The 15,589-nt window shown below is 70.3% G+C and carries 16 protein-coding genes; 10 read left to right on the top strand and 6 right to left on the bottom strand.

What is annotated here, in order from left to right:
• Positions 1-10 precede the first annotated feature (10 nt).
• Positions 11-913, bottom strand: coding sequence for a peptidoglycan-binding protein (locus tag AB5J49_RS14295; RefSeq protein ID WP_369169015.1), 903 nt, complete (start codon positions 911-913; stop codon positions 11-13).
• 366 nt (positions 914-1,279) lie between these two features.
• On the opposite strand from AB5J49_RS14295, the gene AB5J49_RS14290 reads away from it, so the two are divergent.
• Complete coding sequence (locus tag AB5J49_RS14290; protein WP_369169014.1) at positions 1,280-3,316, top strand: MDR family MFS transporter; 2,037 nt, start codon at positions 1,280-1,282, stop codon at positions 3,314-3,316.
• A gap of 289 nt (positions 3,317-3,605) precedes the next feature.
• Here AB5J49_RS14290 and AB5J49_RS14285 read toward each other — a convergent pair whose 3' ends face one another.
• The gene (locus AB5J49_RS14285; protein ID WP_369169013.1) at positions 3,606-4,097 is read right to left on the bottom strand and encodes a GNAT family N-acetyltransferase; all 492 of its coding nucleotides are present in this window, start codon (positions 4,095-4,097) and stop codon (positions 3,606-3,608) included.
• A gap of 23 nt (positions 4,098-4,120) precedes the next feature.
• On the bottom strand, positions 4,121-4,738 hold the full coding sequence (locus AB5J49_RS14280) for a dihydrofolate reductase family protein (protein WP_369169012.1): 618 nt from the start codon (positions 4,736-4,738) through the stop codon (positions 4,121-4,123).
• Positions 4,739-4,867: 129 nt separating this feature from the next.
• Here AB5J49_RS14280 and AB5J49_RS14275 point away from each other — a divergent pair, with 129 nt between their 5' ends.
• Entirely contained in the window at positions 4,868-5,539 is a 672-nt protein-coding gene (locus AB5J49_RS14275; protein ID WP_369169011.1) for a hypothetical protein, read from the top strand.
• Positions 5,503-5,985 (top strand): hypothetical protein, encoded by a 483-nt coding sequence (locus AB5J49_RS14270; RefSeq protein ID WP_369169010.1) that lies wholly within the window; start codon positions 5,503-5,505, stop codon positions 5,983-5,985. Before AB5J49_RS14275 ends, AB5J49_RS14270 begins: the two co-directional genes overlap by 37 nt.
• On the opposite strand, the gene AB5J49_RS14265 is transcribed toward AB5J49_RS14270, so the two are convergent.
• Positions 5,974-6,414 carry a DUF1992 domain-containing protein gene (locus tag AB5J49_RS14265; protein WP_369169009.1) on the bottom strand — a complete coding sequence of 147 codons (441 nt, stop codon included), beginning with the start codon at positions 6,412-6,414 and terminating at the stop codon, positions 5,974-5,976. The genes AB5J49_RS14270 and AB5J49_RS14265 overlap by 12 nt on opposite strands.
• A 97-nt stretch (positions 6,415-6,511) precedes the next feature.
• On the opposite strand from AB5J49_RS14265, the gene AB5J49_RS14260 reads away from it, so the two are divergent.
• Positions 6,512-6,904, top strand: coding sequence for a hypothetical protein (locus AB5J49_RS14260; protein WP_369169008.1), 393 nt, complete (start codon positions 6,512-6,514; stop codon positions 6,902-6,904).
• A gap of 32 nt (positions 6,905-6,936) precedes the next feature.
• Here the strand turns inward: AB5J49_RS14260 and AB5J49_RS14255 are convergent, their stop codons facing one another.
• Positions 6,937-7,608, bottom strand: a complete 672-nt coding sequence (locus AB5J49_RS14255) for an O-methyltransferase (RefSeq protein ID WP_369169007.1) — start codon at positions 7,606-7,608, stop codon at positions 6,937-6,939.
• A gap of 150 nt (positions 7,609-7,758) precedes the next feature.
• Positions 7,759-8,895, bottom strand: coding sequence for a DUF2330 domain-containing protein (locus AB5J49_RS14250; RefSeq protein ID WP_369169006.1), 1,137 nt, complete (start codon positions 8,893-8,895; stop codon positions 7,759-7,761).
• Between the two features lie 311 nt (positions 8,896-9,206).
• On the opposite strand from AB5J49_RS14250, the gene AB5J49_RS14245 reads away from it, so the two are divergent.
• The 6 genes from AB5J49_RS14245 (at position 9,207) to AB5J49_RS14220 (ending at position 15,476) form a co-directional block, all read left to right on the top strand.
• On the top strand, positions 9,207-11,273 hold the full coding sequence (locus AB5J49_RS14245; RefSeq protein ID WP_369169005.1) for a bifunctional glycosyltransferase 87/phosphatase PAP2 family protein: 2,067 nt from the start codon (positions 9,207-9,209) through the stop codon (positions 11,271-11,273).
• 356 nt (positions 11,274-11,629) lie between these two features.
• Positions 11,630-12,793, top strand: a complete 1,164-nt coding sequence (locus AB5J49_RS14240) for an ATP-binding protein (RefSeq protein ID WP_369169004.1) — start codon at positions 11,630-11,632, stop codon at positions 12,791-12,793.
• Entirely contained in the window at positions 12,790-13,191 is a 402-nt protein-coding gene (locus AB5J49_RS14235; protein WP_369169003.1) for a roadblock/LC7 domain-containing protein, read from the top strand. Before AB5J49_RS14240 ends, AB5J49_RS14235 begins: the two co-directional genes overlap by 4 nt.
• Positions 13,188-13,565: a DUF742 domain-containing protein gene (locus AB5J49_RS14230; RefSeq protein ID WP_369169002.1), complete on the top strand. Its 378-nt coding sequence runs from the start codon at positions 13,188-13,190 to the stop codon at positions 13,563-13,565. The genes AB5J49_RS14235 and AB5J49_RS14230 overlap by 4 nt, the downstream gene beginning before the upstream one ends.
• On the top strand, positions 13,540-14,145 hold the full coding sequence (locus tag AB5J49_RS14225) for an ATP/GTP-binding protein (protein WP_369169001.1): 606 nt from the start codon (positions 13,540-13,542) through the stop codon (positions 14,143-14,145). The genes AB5J49_RS14230 and AB5J49_RS14225 overlap by 26 nt, the downstream gene beginning before the upstream one ends.
• The gene (locus tag AB5J49_RS14220) at positions 14,142-15,476 is read left to right on the top strand and encodes a cytochrome P450 (protein WP_369169000.1); all 1,335 of its coding nucleotides are present in this window, start codon (positions 14,142-14,144) and stop codon (positions 15,474-15,476) included. The genes AB5J49_RS14225 and AB5J49_RS14220 overlap by 4 nt, the downstream gene beginning before the upstream one ends.
• Positions 15,477-15,589 lie beyond the last annotated feature (113 nt).

Here is a 15,589-nt window from a genome sequence, read left to right as displayed (position 1 = left end):
CGCGGCGGCGTCACGGTTGCGTCGTCTCCGACTCCAGCTTCTCCCTGGTCGCCAGGTCGTACACCCCGTACTCCTCCGGCTCGATTCCCCGTGCCCCCTGGTACCTGCTGACCGCGTCCTCGACGCCCTCGTTGTAGGTGCCGCCGGCCTTCCTCGTGTAGAGGCCGAGTTGGGTCAGGCGGAGTTCGAGTTCCGTGACCTCGGGGCCCCGGTCGCCGCGGCCGAGGGTGGGGGGTTCGGGGTCCCGGGCGGCGGCGGACTCTTCCTGGGAGTCCGTGGCTTCGGCTGTCGAGGGGGCCGTCGTGGGTTCGGCCGAGCGTGATGGTGTCGGGGACGCGCTCGACCTCGACGGGGACGGTGAGGGGGACCCGCTCCCCGTGGGTGACGCGGGTGCGGGCGGCGGTGCCGGCCGCGCCGACGACCTGGGCGGTGACGGTTCCTCGGAGGCCTCGCTGGTCGACGGGACCGGGACGCTCGCCCGTACGTCGTCCGGCAGGGCCGTGTCCCGTGACGGCGTCTCGTAGGTGAACAGGCCGCTCGCCAGGCCGGCCGCCGCCACTACGGCCACGAGCCCTCCGGCGACGCCCAGCAGGACCGTACGCGTACGGCGGTGGCCGGCCCGCCTGCCCGGAGCTCCGCCCCTGTCGGCCTCGGCGTACCCGTCCGTGTCCGGCTCGAACAGGCTCAGGTCCCGCGCGCTCGGTGTCGTCACCGGCGGGGACAGCGGGGCGGGGAGGATCGAGGTCGGACCGGTGGCGGGCGGGGTGGGGGGCGATGTGGTCGGCGGTATCGCCCGTAGGGGCATCGTCTCGCCGTCGCCCTCAAGCTCCACGTACGGGCGTATGCGCAGGGGGTCGAAGTCCTCCGCCGCGGCCGCCTCCGCCGTACGGGCATCGCGCAGGGCCTCGGACACGCGTGGCCCGCAGCCGCACGACGGGGTGTTGTCGGCCGCTCTCGGCGCACCGCACTCCGGGCAATGGTGGCCCTCTGGGCCGTCCGGGCCATCCGGACCGCCTGGCCTGGTCGGGCTGTCAGGGCTGTGCGGGCCGTCCGGGTCCTGTGGACCCTTCGCTCCCTCGGTTCCCCTCGGCTCTGTCACGCGTTCGTCCCCTCCCCTCGCGAACTCCCCAGGTTATGCAGACGTTCATCACGCCGCCTCCCCAACCCCCGGAAGGATCGCTTCCAAACGGACTCGACAGGCCATAACGGGGCATAGCGATCACGATGGGAGGGGTAACGACTCGCTCGGGAGGTCTTCATGGCCGGGGACGCGCACGGTATGACGGGAAATGTGCGTGACGCGCAGCCCCCGAAGCGGGGAGTCGAGGCGCACGAGAACGTGCCCGGCAACGTCCTCGTCTCCATCGGCGCGCTGCTTCTCGGCATGCTCCTCGCCGCGCTCGACCAGACCATCGTGTCCACCGCGCTGCCGACCATCGTCAGCGACCTCGGCGGCCTGGATCACCTGTCGTGGGTCGTGACCGCGTATCTGCTGGCGTCCACCGCCGCGACCCCGCTGTGGGGCAAGCTCGGTGACCAGTACGGGCGCAAGCGGCTCTTCCAGATCGCGATCGTGATCTTCCTCGTCGGTTCCGCGCTGTGCGGCATGGCGCAGGACATGGCTCAGCTCATCGCCTTCCGGGCCGTGCAGGGGCTCGGCGGAGGCGGGCTCATCGTGCTGTCCATGGCGATCGTCGGCGACATCGTCCCGCCTCGCGAACGCGGGCGGTACCAGGGGCTGTTCGGTGCCGTCTTCGGGGCGAGCAGTGTGCTGGGGCCCTTGCTCGGCGGAGTGTTCACCGAGCATCTGAGCTGGCGGTGGGTGTTCTACGTCAACCTTCCCGTCGGCGTCGTCGCGCTGGCCGTCATCGCCGCCGTCCTGCGCATTCCGTACAAGTCGACGCGGCATGTCATCGACTACCTCGGTACGTTCCTCATCGCCTCCGTCGCCACCTGCCTGGTGCTGGTGGCCTCCCTCGGGGGGACGACATGGGGCTGGGGGTCGGCGCGGACCGTCGGGCTTGTCGTCCTCGGCGTGGTGCTCGCCTTCGCCTTCGTCGCCGTGGAGCGCAGGGCTGCGGAACCCGTGCTGCCGCTCAAGCTGTTCCGTGTGCGGACCTTCACGCTCTCCGCGGTCATCAGCTTCATCGTCGGGTTCGCCATGTTCGGCGCGATGACGTATCTGCCGACGTTTCTCCAGGTCGTGCAGGGGGTCAGCCCGACCATGTCCGGTGTGCACATGCTGCCGATGGTCGTCGGCATGCTCCTGTCGTCCACCGGGTCCGGGCAGATCGTCAGCCGTACCGGGCGCTGGAAGGTGTTCCCGATCGCCGGGACCGGGGTCACGACGATCGGTCTGCTGCTGCTCCATCAGCTCGACATGGACAGCTCCACCTGGGAGATGAGCGTCTACTTCTTCGTCTTCGGGCTGGGGCTCGGGCTGGTCATGCAGGTGCTGGTGTTGATCGTGCAGAACGCCGTCTCGTACGCGGATCTCGGCGTCGCCACCTCCGGGGCGACGTTCTTCCGGTCCATCGGGGCCTCGTTCGGTGTCGCCATCTTCGGCACGATCTTCGCCAATCGGCTCGATGACCAGCTGGTGGAGGCGTTCCGGGGAGCTCGGCTTCCGGCCGGCGTCTCACTGGAAGGCCTCGAGGCGGATCCCCGCGACATCGCCCAGCTGCCGGCTGCGCTGCGGCCGGCCGTGCTGGAGGCGTACGCGACCTCGATCACCGACGTGTTCCTGTACGCCGCTCCTGTGGCGCTGGTGGGGTTCGTGCTGGCCTGGCTGCTGCGTGAGGACAAGCTGCGGGGGTCCGTGACCGCCCCCGACGTGACCGAGACGCTGGCCAGCAACCCCGTCGAGCGGTCGTCGTACGACGAGGTGTGCCGGGCGCTTTCCGTGCTCGGTACGCGGGAGGGGCGGCGCGAGGTGTACCGGGAGATCACCGAGCGGGCCGGGTACGACCTGCTGCCCGCGGCCAGTTGGCTGTTGCTGCGGACCAAGAAGTACGGCTGGGTGGAGCCGGCGCTGCTCGCCGAGCGCAGCACTGTGCCGCTGCCGGTGATCCTTGACGCGGCTCGGCAGGTGGAGGGGCGGCGGCTGGCTGTCCGTGAGGGGCTTGATCTTGTGCTGACGGACAGGGGGCGGGAGGTCGCCGAGCGGTTGGCCCAGGTGCGGGAGGAGTCGTTCGCCGAGATGCTGGGGGACTGGTGGGGGCCGGATCGGCCTACCGATCTGGTGCAGTTGGTGAAGGAGCTGAACGAGGAGCTGTGCGGGTCGGATCGGGAGCAGCCGGGTGCCTCCGGCGGTTGAGCGGGTTGCCTCCGGCGGTTGGGCCGGGGTGGGTGTGGCGGTCTGTGGGGCTGGGTGGGGGTGCGCGTGGATGCCTGCGGCGGCCTGTGCGGGTGGGGTGGGGGTTCGCGTTGCGCCTGCGGGTGGGTGGTGGGTCGGGGCCGTGCCGGGGGGTGTCCGTCCTCGGTTGGGCGGTTGCCGTACGTGGGTGGGGTGGCCTGCGTTGACGCCCGCCGCTGCGGGCGGCCCCCCCCCGGCACGGCCCCTTGCCGCCGTGCGCGGGTGCGGCGGCGCGGGGGTGTCGGGTTGCCTAGGCAAGGTTCTTTGTGAACCAGTGCTCGGCGTAGATGTCGTCGTTGTGGGGGGCTGTCTCCTCGTAGCCGAGGGATGTGTACAGGGCGCGGGCCTCCGCCAGGTCGTGGCGGGTGTCCAGGATCATGCGGGTGGCGCCTAGGGATCGGGCCGTGGCCTCGGCGGCCCGTACGAGGGTCTGGCCGCCTCCCTTGCCGCGCATCGGCTCGCGGATGAACACCCGCTTCAGTTCGGCGGTGTCCGCGTCCAGGAGGCGTACGCCTGCTGAACCGGCCGGCTCGCCCGCGTAGCGGGCCACCAGCAACGTGCCTTTCGGCGGCTGGAGTTCGTCCCAGTCGCGCGCGGCGATCTCGCGTTCCAGCTCGGCCGGGTCGGTGCGGCGCCCCTCGTGCAGTAGGTAGTAGCGGTCGCTGACCTCCGTGTAGTACGCCCGCCACAGGGCGGTGGCGGTGGGTGAGTCGTGGGGTTCCGGGGCGACGGTCCAGGTCATGCCGGACATTGTCGAAGGGCGAACTAGTGGGCGCGCAAGCGAATATGTGTCGCCTCCGGCGCGTCCAGGACCTGTGTCTTTCGCCATTCGATCTGCTTGTCGCCGACGTTGTCGAAGAGGCGCCGTCCACCCTCGCCGGCCAGGACGGGTACGACGTGGAGGAGCAGCTCGTCCAGCCAGCCGGCGCGGATGAACTGCTGCACCAGGTCCGCCCCGCCTGCCAGGGAGATGTCCTTGTCGCCGGCTGCTTCGCGGGCCAGGGCGAGGGCGTGTTCGGGGCCCTCGGTGACGAAGTGGAAGACCGTGCCGCCCTCCTTGACCAGGGGTGCGCGGGGGATGTGGGTCACGACGTACACCGGCATGTGGAAGGGCGGGTTGTCGCCCCAGGGTGCTTCGCCGGTGATGTACATGCCGTGGCCCATGACGACCGCGCCGGGGCGCCTGATCCAGTCGGCGAGCAGGTCGTCCTCGGGGCCGTGCGCCCCGCCCTCGATGCCCTGCTCCCTGCGCCAGCTGCGGAGGCCGTACACCCACTGGTGCAGGCGTTCGCCGCCGATGCCCAGGGGGTGTTCGCGGCCCGAGTCCGGGCCCGCGATGTATCCGTCCAGCGACATCGACAGTTGTGCGATGACCTCGGTCATGGCTCTCTCCTCGGGAGGTTCGGTTTGATGTCCTTCACCTATGTGTCGATCGGGCACCCGGCGGATCGACACGCCGGTGGGGGAAATTGGCGGCTGTTTGAGGGGCGCCTTCCGGGCAACCCGGCACACATGTCCACAGGTGTGATCATTCTGATCGTGATTGCGGCGGTCGTCGTCGTGCTCGGCGCGGCCGTCCTGGCCCTGCGCACTCGGGGTGCGCAGGGCAGCCGGGGTCTGAAGCGGCGCTTCGGGCCCGAATACGAGCGGGCCGTGGCCCGGCACGACGGAGACGTCAAGGCCGCCGAGCGTGAGCTCGCCCAGCGGGTCGAGCGGCACGGCGGGCTGCGGGAGCGGCCGCTGGAGCCGGTCGAGCTCGAGCGGTTCGAGGCCCGCTGGACGGCGGCCCAGGAGCGCTTCGTCGACTCGCCGAAGGAGGCCGTCGACGAGGCGGACCGGCTGCTCGCGGACGTGGCGCAGGCACGGGGTTTCCCCGACGGCGCGCAGTACGAGGAGCAGCTCTCCGCACTGTCCGTGCACCACGCGGACCATGTGCAGGGCTACCGGCACGTGCACCGCGTCGCCCATGCGCGCGTGGGCGGCGGACAGGAAGGCGGTGGGCCGGGTACGGAGGAGATGCGCGAGGCCATGATCGAGGCCCGGGACCTGTTCGAGGACCTGACGTCCCCGGTCGAGCGCCACCGCAGGGCTTCCCGGGAGCCCCACGAGTCCCGGGGGGACACCGACGGCCACCGCGGCCATCTGCCGTGGACGTTCTCCGGACGTCACGCGAAGGGGAGTTGAGCGACATGACGGACGCCATGACCGGCAGGGGAAGCGACTACGAGCCGGCGAAGAGCGGAGCCACGGTCACGCCCACCGGCGGGACGGAGCAGGGCGGCACGAAGTCGCGCGCCACGACGGCGGGCGGCGGCACCACGGAGACCGGGCGCGAGGCCACGCCGCTCTTCCCGCACGACGAGTCCGACAAGTTCGAGCTGCGGTTGCAGCACGCGGTCTCCGGGTTCGTCGACGGTCCCCGGACCGCCGTCGAGGAGGCCGACCACGTCCTGGAAGAGCTCACCGGCCGCCTGACCGAGGCGGTGGCGCAGCGCCGCCGGACTCTGCGGGGGTCCTGGCAGTCCATGGACGCGGCCGGGGGCCAGCCCGGTACGTCCACCGACACCGAGCAGCTTCGGCTTGCTCTGCGCGACTACCGCGAGCTGGCGGAACGACTCCTACACGTCTGAGACGTCGTCCGCCCGCCGACCGCTCGCCGCCTCCCGGCGCTCCCGCCACTCGCGTACGACCTCTTCGACGTCGTACGGCCCCCGGCCCAGGGGCGGACCGGGGGGCGGCTTCAGGAGCATGTCGCGGATCTTGGCGTTCACGTCCGTGATGATCTTCCGGACGATCCGCTCCGTCGGCGCCGCGTACGCCGCCGTCAGCGCGTCCTCCGCCTCCTTGCGCAGGGCCAGTGCCGGGGGCAGGACCGACAGGCCCTCGCGGGCCATCTTGCGTTTGACCCACCACAGTTCGTCGTACGGGGATTCCAGATCGTTCGGCAGGGGTTTGCCGGCTCCGGGCAGTCTGTCGAAGTCGCCGCGTGCCTGCGCGTCGTGAATCTGCTTGTCGACCCAGGACTCGAACGGGACGCCGGGGGGCTTTCGCTCGGTCATGAGTTCATTGTGCCGGACGCGGCGGTGCCGGGCGATTTATCATGCGGCGTCGTGGCCAAAACGGCTGCTGTACAAGGATGTTTCAGGAGGAACGCACGTGCTCGAACTCACCATGGCCGCCGTGTCCGCGGCGGACGAGGGTGCCACGGCCGGCATGCTCATGGCCGACGCGCCCAGCGAGCCGGGTGCCGTGCTGCGGGTGGGCCGGGACAAGACGGTGTGCCGGCTCTCGACGCCGGACGACTGGCTGTTCGTCTCGCGGGTCCACCTGGAGTTCCTGTGCGGCCCCGACGGCAGCTGGCAGGTGAGCTGGCTGCGCGGCTCGCAGCCCGACCCGTCCTCCGAAGTGCGGCTGACGGTGGGGGAGTACGCGCAGCCGATCGCCTACGGCGGGACAGTGCCGCTGCCGAGGGGCGGCAGCGGCGAGATCGTCATCCAGGACCGCACGGAGCCGCGTAGCGTCAACGTCGGCTTCTATCAGGAGGCTTGAGAGCCAGGGCCTGCCCGCCAGGCCCTCGCCGCTTACGCCAGCACCCGCGCCAGTGCGAAGCCGTCGTAGCCCTTGCCGCCCACCGTCTGGATCGCCGTGCCGCTCAGCCTCGGGTGGCTGCCGATCAGTTCGATGGCGGCGCGGGTGCCCTGGACGTCCGGCGCGGTGCTGTCCGCGTCGGCGACCCGGCCGCCGCGCACCACGTTGTCCACCACGATCAGGCTGCCGGTGCTCGTGAGCCTGAGGGCCCAGTCGACGTAGTGGGGGTTGTTGGCCTTGTCGGCGTCGATGAAGACCAGGTCGAAGGGGGCCGGGTTCTCGTCGGCCAGCTTGGGCAGCGACTCCAGGGCCGGGCCGACCCGCACCTCGACGATCCTGTCCAGGCCCGCCCGCGCGATGTTGCGGGTGGCGACCTCGGCGTTCTTGGCGCTGTACTCCAGCGAGATCAGGCGGCCGTCGGCGGGCAGGGCGCGGGCCAGCCAGATGGTGCTGTAGCCGCCGAGCGTGCCGATCTCCAGGATGTTGCGGGCGCCCTGGATCTGGGCCAGGAGGTGGAGGAACTTGCCCTGGGGTGCGGTGACGCTGATGTGCGGGAGCTCGGCCGCGTCGCTGTCGCGCAGGGCCGCCTGGAGGGTGTCGTCCTCGGGTGAGAGGTGGGCGGAGAAGTACTCGTCGACGTCGTCCCAGAGCTGCGACTCGCTCATCGCCTTGCCTTTCGTATGGCTAGTTAGAAGCAGTAAGTAGAAGCGCTAACTAGATGTCCTGACGAACATAGTCGCGTGCCCCGTTCCCTGCCGGGGATTTTCCTCGTCGGGCCTTTCCGTTTCCCCGTCAGGGACTGAAGGATCGTGGATTCAGCCGATCGGCGCAGGCGCCGGTGTCTCCGGGCGCCGGGACCGTCGTACGGCCAACACCGCTGCCGTCGCCACGGCCAGGGCGGGTCCGCCCGTCACCGTCAGCAGCCATGCCGGAAGGCCGGCCACCGTGCGCAGCCGGTTCTCGTAGATCACCTGCTGGAAGGTGTCGTCGGCCGATGACCGGCGCAGCACGTGGTCGCCGGAGATCCGTTCGGGGTGCGGGAACTCCTGGCCGACCGCGGTCAGGAACGGGGTGCCGGCCGCCAGCTCGGCCAGCGGGCCGGACTTCGCCGTCACCCGGCCGGCGTAGGTGACGCGGGGGCGTTCGCCGCCGATGCGGGACGCCGGTTCCATGCGGTGCGCGGCCAGGACGTACAGGCCCAGTGACTGCGGGGTCTCGGCGAGGCGGGACAGGCGCATCGGGTAGACCGGTTCGTCGGTCCGGAAGGTGAGGTGCAGCGGGTCCAGGGTGCCGGTCAGCGGCTCGCCGGCGGTGTCGGGGGCCAGCTTCACGGCGACGTACTCCCAGCGCTTTTGGACGTACGGCCGCAGGGCGCCGGCCAGGCGGGGCGGCAGGGCGAAGCCGTTGCTGTCCAGCCAGCCGTCGAGGGCGCCCGGGTCGGTGGCGGTCAGCCGGGCCACGTCGAAGGGGCCGAGCCGCTGCCGGCCGACCACGTCCACGGCAGGTGTACGTCCGGGGCCGAACGGGGGCCGGCCCGGGCCGCCGGCCGTGCCGTCGCCGGTCACCAGGGGCCAGTCGCCGTCCTGGGGCCAGAAGTGGTGCCGGTCGCGGTGCACGGGCGCGGTGACGTCGTGCAGTTCGTCGAAGAGGGCCGGGTCGCCGAGCCGCACCGTCGCCCGCCGCGGCACCGGCATGATCCACGCGACCCGCTCGGCGTCCCCACGGACGGTCAGCCGCATCACGACCTGCTCCCGCGTCCCGTCCCACCGCACCACGGACTCCTCACGGCCGACCGTCACGCGCCGCGCGTCGCCGGGCACCATGGCCCCGCAGCCGCACGCCCAGGCGGGCGCCACGAGCTGTCCGAGCTGGAGGGCGAGCAGTGTCAGGACGAGGGTGAGGGCTCGGCTTCGGGCCCGCCTCCGTACCCCTTCCCGCAGTAAGCCGGCCATTGTGCGCAGCCCCTCCATCCCCGCAAGCCCCTGCACCGTGCTGACGTCAGGGCTTCAGACGGTACGGCGGATGATCCGGTTCCGGGGGCCGGTCCCGCGATGTGAACGATCGCGCGCCACGTCGGGCGGACCTCACGGGAGGCGAGTGGACCGGCCCCCGACTATTGTCATCCGGACAAAAGGGGAGAAAATGCCGGGTGAAGTCGGGGTTGCCTGTGTCTCTCCCGGGGGCGGTGCGGGCCTCACCGGGTCCGTGACGATTCCTTACGCGTGAGACGTGTGGGACGACCGGGGCCGGAGGCCGACGAGGCGTGGCGAATGCGGATCACGGTGGGCGACCGGCGGAGGCACTTGGAGCCACGGCCGTCGGCTCGGTTCAGGCACGTCTTCGCTTGGCGCGCCTCGGCCTGTGGCTGGTCGCCGCGATTCTCGGGATGCGGCAGGGGGCCGTCGTCCTCAGCACCCCGTCCGGGGAGCGGCTGACGGATCTGGAGACCTGGGTCGGCCCGGACGGCGTCCTGCATGTGAAGGGCTCGCTGTACGACTCGACTCGGTTCACCGGTACGCCGTTCGGCGGGCTCGTCCTCAAGCCGCTGACCCGGGCCGCCGAGCAGGCCCTCGGCTGGGGCTGGACCTTCGGCACCCTCCTGCTCGTCGCCGCTCTCGGCCTGGTCGCCGCGCGTGCCCTGCCGCAGCCGGTGAGCAGACGGACCTCGCTGCTCGCCGCGCCCGTCGCGATCAGCCTGCTCATGCTGTCGCTGCCGGTGCGCAACACCCTCTACCTCGGCCAGACCAGCATCATGCCGGTGCTGCTCGTCCTGCTCGGCTGCTTCGCCGTGCGCGGCGAACGCGCCGGCGGTGTGCTCATCGGCGTCGCGGCCGCGCTCCAGCCGGCCCTGCTGCTGTTCAGCCCGCTGCTGTGGTTCACCGGCCGCCGCCGCCCCGCGCTGTCCGCGGGGGCCACGTTCGCCGCGTGCACGGCGCTCGGCTGGGCGACGATGCCGTACGACTCGTACACCTATTGGGTGCACCACATGGGCGGTGTCGGTCTCGGCGGCCGTGCCGACGACCTCGCCAACCAGTCCCTGCACGGCGCCCTGCTGCGGCTGGGGCTGACCGGGCCGTTGGAGATCGCCCTCTTCCTGCTCCTCGGCGCCGCCGTCGCCGCGCTCGCGCTGCGCCGCGCCGTGCGCTACGCCCACGACGGACAGCTCCTCCTCGCCGTCGCGATCACCGGCTGCGCGGCGATCGTCATGTCCCCCACCGCCTGGCAGCACCAGCTGCTGTGGGTGCTGCTCGCGGTCGTCGGGCAGGTCGGCAAGCGGGCCTCCGACCGGTGTGTGTGGCCGGTCGCCGTCATCCTGGTGATGACGCTGCCCGCGAAGATGTTGGTGCCGGACAAGGTGATCTTCCACCCCCTCCGTGCCGACCTGGTCCTCCTGGCCGCGCTCGCCACGGCCGCCGTGGTGCCGTTCCTGTCGCGCACGTCGCCGTACTGGCAGACGCCGGTTCCGACGCGGTACGCCGACCCCGTCCCCTCCCGCTTCCAGCACATCCCGCTGGTGCGGTCCCTGCGCCGGGTGATCACCCGACCGAACCTGCTCTTCGAGCTGTTGCTGATCCGGGTCACCTACTACGCGTACGCCCAGATCCGCCTCGCCGCGGCCGGCGGCTCCAACTCGGCGGGCCGGGTCGGCGCCGAGGAGCACGGCGCGGAGATCCACTCCATCGAACGCGCCCTGCACATCGACATCGAGCACTGGGCCAACCACGCCGTGCTGAAGGCCGACTGGCTCCGCGCCTTCTTCGACTTCTACTACGAGTCGTTCCACTTCGGCGTGCCGCTCGCCATTCTCGGCGTCCTCTACTGGCGCCGCCCGGTCGACTACCGCTGGGCCCGTTCCGCGATCGGCTTCGCCACCGTCCTCGCCCTGATCGGCTTCTGGCTCTACCCCCTCGCCCCGCCCCGCCTGATGCCCGGTCTCGGCGTCATCGACACGGTCAACGGCCCGCAGGACTTCACCCAGCCCGACTACGGCAAGCTCACCGAACTCACCAACCAGTACGCGGCGATGCCGTCCCTGCACTTCGGCTGGTCCCTGTGGTGCGGCCTCGTGATCCTCATCCTCGCCCCCAAGTGGTGGATGAAGACCCTCGGCCTGCTGCACCCGCTCTTCACGGTCACCGCGATCGTCGTCACCGGCAACCACTGGGTGCTGGACGCGGTGGGCGGCGCGATGGTCGTAGGCGCGGGCTTCGGCATGACGTACCTGCTCCAGGGCCCCCGCGCCAGGCCGATGCCGGCGGAGGCGGAAGCGGAAGCGGAGAAGCTCAGCAGCGGCTCCCCGGCTCCGGTGAGGGGCCGTACTCCGAGCTGATCCGGTACTCGCCGGGGCCGTCGGCCGCACGGGTCTGGTACGGGTGAGCTCGGCAGGGGCCATGTGACCGAAGAGGCGGAATCAGGCCGGTTCGTTCATCCGCCGATTGCACACATTCTCCATCGAAGGACACCCGCATCTCCGCCAACCAGCGTGAATACGCAGCTCTTTGACGAAACGTCAACTATCTCCGGTGATATTATCCGATCACTTGTCAGGCAGGTCACAAGCTCCGGGATGACATCTCGGCGGCAAGGGGCAGCCCCTGTCGGTGAGCCCACGGTGCACTGCCGCCTGCCGATACGCGAGCGGGCAGGTTTTCAGCAACTGGGCTTCAGTCGCTTGAAGAGAGTCATATGACGCAATACATGCTGGATCCGGCGATCTTGGGGCTCGTTGTCGGTGCCCCTGCCGCGGCCACGGTCATTGTTCGCCAGCGGAGGGTGATACGAAAGTTACGCAAGGGGAACGACCAGCTCAAGTCCTCGTACTCCGCTCTGGAGGGCGGCTACGAGGCGGTCGTCCGGCAGACCGAGGAGCGGGCAGGGGAGGAGACCAAGACGGTCCTGAAGTCCGCCATGCGGACTCTCCAGGGCTTGGCCGCCGAGCAGCAGCTGGTCATCTCCAAGCTGCAGGTGAAGTACGGGGACTCGCCGATTCTCCGGGACCTGCTGGAGATCGATCACATGAACTCCCAGTTCGGGAGGCGGGCGCAGTCCATCGCCGTCCTGTGTCAGGGCTGGCTCGGCCGGCAACGCGAGGCGGCCTCGGTCTATGACGTGATCCGCAGCGCGCAGGGACGGATCCGCCACTATCAGCGGGTCGAGATCCTCTCGCAGGTCGATTACGCCGTCACCAGCCGGGCGGTCGAGCCGGTGGCCCTGGCGGTCGCCGAACTCCTCGACAACGCCACGAGTTACTCCGCTCCGGAAACCCTGGTCGAGATCAACGTGCGGTCCGTGCCCAAGGGCATCTGTGTCGTGGTCGACGACGCGGGCGTCGGCATGAACGAGGAGGAGAAGGCCAAGGCGGCGGAGCTGCTGTCCGGGGAACGCGCCGCGAACGTCTCCGGGCTCGGGAACCCCCCGCAGTTCGGTTTCGCGGTGATCGGTGCGCTCTGCCAGCGCTACGGCTTCAGCGTCTCTGTCGACTCCAGTTCTCCGTACGGCGGTGTCCGCGCGGTCGTGCTCGTTCCGGAGGAGCTGCTCACCAGCATGCCGGAGCCCAAGCAGCCGCACACGGCCGGCCATGCGGACGCGCGCTCGGACGGAGCCGACACGGACGCCTCGGCGACGCCCGCCGACGGCCTGCCCAAGCGCCGGCGCAAGCAGCGTCCCATGGCTGTCGTCCCGGGCAGCGGTTCGGGTGCTCAGCGCCCGCCGACCCGCTCCAACGAGGAGACGGCGTCGATCATGAGCGCCTTTCAACGGGGGACCCAGACCGGCCGCGCAGCACCGTTGGACGCGATGCGCGGGCCGAGCCACGCCGACGCACGCAAGGGACCGGAGACCACCTCGTGAAGAACGACCTGTCATGGATGCTGGACAGCGCCCTGGAGATTCCCGGCGCCCTGCACGCGGTCCTGGTCTCGGCCGACGGTCTGCTGATGGCCCGTACGAAGGAGCTCGGGCGGGACTTGGCCGAAACGGTCGCCGCCGCCATGAGCGGTGTGCAGTCACTCAGCCGGTCCCTCGGGTTCTTCTGCGACGGCGAGAACCTGCAGTGGCGCCAGACGCTGCTGGAGTTCGACGGCGGCTGGGTCTTCCTGATCTCCGCCGGTGAGGGCGCCTACCTCGCGGTCTCGGCGGTCCCCGACATCGACATGGCGGACATCACCTTCCGTATGCAGCAGCTGGTCGGCCAGTTGGGCAAGGAACTGGCCACATCACCCCGTGAGGACATCGGCCACCGCTCATGACTGACAACACCCCCGACGAGTCAGAAGCCGCAGAGTTAGTACGGCCGTACGTCATCACACGTGGGCGCGATCTGCCCGCCGAGGACCAGTTCTCCCTGATCACCCTCGTGACGACAGCCGGTGACCGGCGGCAGCGTCCCACCCGGCTCTCCCCCGAAGAGCAGCATCTGTTGGAGATGTGCTCCGGCGGCTACCTCTCGGTCGCCGAGCTCGCCGGTCACACCCAGCTCCCCCTGGGCGTGCTGAAGATCCTCCTCAGCTCACTGGCCGAGGGCGGCTATCTGATCACCCGAGCGCCCGTACCCAGGGCCCGTCTCGCCGACCAACAGCTTCTCCAGGAGGTGCTGGATGGACTCCAAGCGCGTTTTGGATGAGGACGCCTACGTCCGGGGCGGCGCCGAGCAGACCGCGGTGAAGATCCTGGTCGTCGGGCACTTCGCCGTCGGCAAGACGACGTTCGTCGGCACCATCTCCGAGATCCCCCCGCTGTCCACCGAGGAGAACATGACGCGGGCGGCGGAGGCGGTCGACGACCTCAAAGGGGTGCGGAGCAAGACCACCACCACGGTCGCCATGGACTTCGGACGGCTGACGATCAGCGACCACGTGGTGCTCTATCTGTTCGGCACCCCCGGACAGCAGCGGTTCATCCAGATCTGGGAGGACATGGCCCGCGGCGCCCTGGGCGCCCTGGTCCTGGTGGACCCCGAGCGGCTGGCGGACTCCTTCGCCGTGATCGACCTGATCGAGCAGTACGGGCTGTCCTACGCCATCGCCGTCAACCGCTTCGACGACACCCCCGAACGCACTGAAGCGGCGTTACGGGAAGCGCTCGACCTGCTGCCGGACACCCCCGTCGTCGTCATCGACGCCCGCGACGAGAACTCATCGGCGAACGCGCTGATCACTCTCGTCCGCTATCTACAGGAACGCGCCGCTCTGGAGCACGCATGACCAGCGAAGACACCCCCGTTCCGCCGCCCGGCTGCCCCGCGCACGGCAGCGGCGAACGGATCCCCATGTACACACCGGAGTTCGCCGCCGATCCTCAGGCCTACTACGCCTACATGCGCCACCACGGCGCGATGGCCCCCGTCGAGCTGGCTCCGGGCGTGGAGGCGACTCTCGTCACGGACTACGCCGCGGCGCTGGACCTGCTGCACAATCCGGGTGACTTCCGCAAGGACGCCCGCCGGTGGCGGGCTTTCAACGAGGGCGTGATCAGTCCGTACAGCCCTGTCCTTCCCCTGCTGGTTCACCGGCCCAACTGCATGTTCTCCGACGGCGCCGAGCACCTGAGGCTGCGGCAGGCCGTCACCGAGACCTTCGCCCGGGTCGACAGCCACCGGCTGAGCGAGAGCGTCGACCGGATCGCCCGCTATCTCCTCGCCCAGTTCAGCGCCCGCGGCTCGGCCGATCTGCTGAACGACTACGCCAAGCAGCTTCCGCTGTTCGTCTTCAACGAACTCTTCGGCTGCCCGGCGGAGATCGGCGACCGGGTCATGTTCGGCATCTCCGGCATCTTCGACGGTGTCAACGCCGAGAAGGCCAACGAGGTCCTCTTCCAGGCCGTGAGCGAACTGGTCGCGCTGAAGCGGACCCGGCCGGACGACGACGTCACGTCCTGGCTGATGCGGCACCCGGCCCGGCTGAACGACCAGGAGATGGCCCACCACCTCGTGCTGCTGCTCGGCGCCGGCGCCGAGCCGCTGCGCAACCTCATCGGCAACACCCTGCACCTGCTGCTGACCGACGACCGGTACGCGCAGAGCGGGCTGCTGGAGGAGGCGCTCGACGACACCCTGTGGCGCAACCCGCCCATGTCCAACTACGCGCCCCACTACCCGGTCCGGGACATGGAGTTCGCCGGACAGAAGCTCAAGTCCGGCGATCTGGTGCTGGTCGGTTTCCAGGCCGCCAACGCCGCCTCGGCACGGTCCACGAGCGGGCAGGGCAGCAACCGGGCCCACCTCGCCTGGAGCGCCGGGCCGCACGCCTGCCCCTCCAAGGAGCCCGCCCGGCTCATCACTCTGGCCGCCATCGAGCACCTGTTCAACGAGCTGCCCGACATCGAACTCGCCGTCCCGGAGGAGAGCCTGACCTGGCGGCCCGGCCCGTTCAACCGGGCCCTGGCGGGGCTGCCTGCCCGCTTCACCCCCGCCACCCCGCGGCGCGGCGCGCAACCGCAGCCGTCGCAGCAGGCGCAGAGCCCCGCGACCGGGACCGCCCCGGCCAGGGAACGCGGCGGGCTGTGGAGCTCCTTCCTCACCTGGCTCAAGACGTGAGACCCCGCTTCACATGAGGTGACACAGGTAACAGGCACCTGCCACTGGCAACTGCATGAACGTTCAAGCGCCAGGGTATGACTGCGCAGGGTGTCTGAGTCATCACATGTTGA

Origin of the sequence: Streptomyces sp. R28, from assembly GCF_041052385.1 — a bacterium.
Lineage (GTDB): Bacteria > Actinomycetota > Actinomycetes > Streptomycetales > Streptomycetaceae > Streptomyces.
The sequence above is the reverse complement of the archived record's forward strand: the minus strand, read 5'-3'. Positions and strand labels throughout refer to the sequence as shown.

Coding starts and splice junctions, on each gene's coding strand:
- AB5J49_RS14250 (WP_369169006.1), bottom strand. CDS start 8,895: ATGGCCGGCTTACTGCGGGAAGGGGTACGGAGGCGGGCCCGAAGCCGA.
- AB5J49_RS14265 (WP_369169009.1), bottom strand. CDS start 6,414: ATGACCGAGCGAAAGCCCCCCGGCGTCCCGTTCGAGTCCTGGGTCGAC.
- AB5J49_RS14285 (WP_369169013.1), bottom strand. CDS start 4,097: ATGACCTGGACCGTCGCCCCGGAACCCCACGACTCACCCACCGCCACC.
- AB5J49_RS14225 (WP_369169001.1), top strand. CDS start 13,540: ATGGACTCCAAGCGCGTTTTGGATGAGGACGCCTACGTCCGGGGCGGC.
- AB5J49_RS14220 (WP_369169000.1), top strand. CDS start 14,142: ATGACCAGCGAAGACACCCCCGTTCCGCCGCCCGGCTGCCCCGCGCAC.
- AB5J49_RS14240 (WP_369169004.1), top strand. CDS start 11,630: ATGACGCAATACATGCTGGATCCGGCGATCTTGGGGCTCGTTGTCGGT.
- AB5J49_RS14290 (WP_369169014.1), top strand. CDS start 1,280: ATGACGGGAAATGTGCGTGACGCGCAGCCCCCGAAGCGGGGAGTCGAG.
- AB5J49_RS14255 (WP_369169007.1), bottom strand. CDS start 7,608: ATGAGCGAGTCGCAGCTCTGGGACGACGTCGACGAGTACTTCTCCGCC.
- AB5J49_RS14275 (WP_369169011.1), top strand. CDS start 4,868: ATGTCCACAGGTGTGATCATTCTGATCGTGATTGCGGCGGTCGTCGTC.
- AB5J49_RS14230 (WP_369169002.1), top strand. CDS start 13,188: ATGACTGACAACACCCCCGACGAGTCAGAAGCCGCAGAGTTAGTACGG.
- AB5J49_RS14280 (WP_369169012.1), bottom strand. CDS start 4,738: ATGACCGAGGTCATCGCACAACTGTCGATGTCGCTGGACGGATACATC.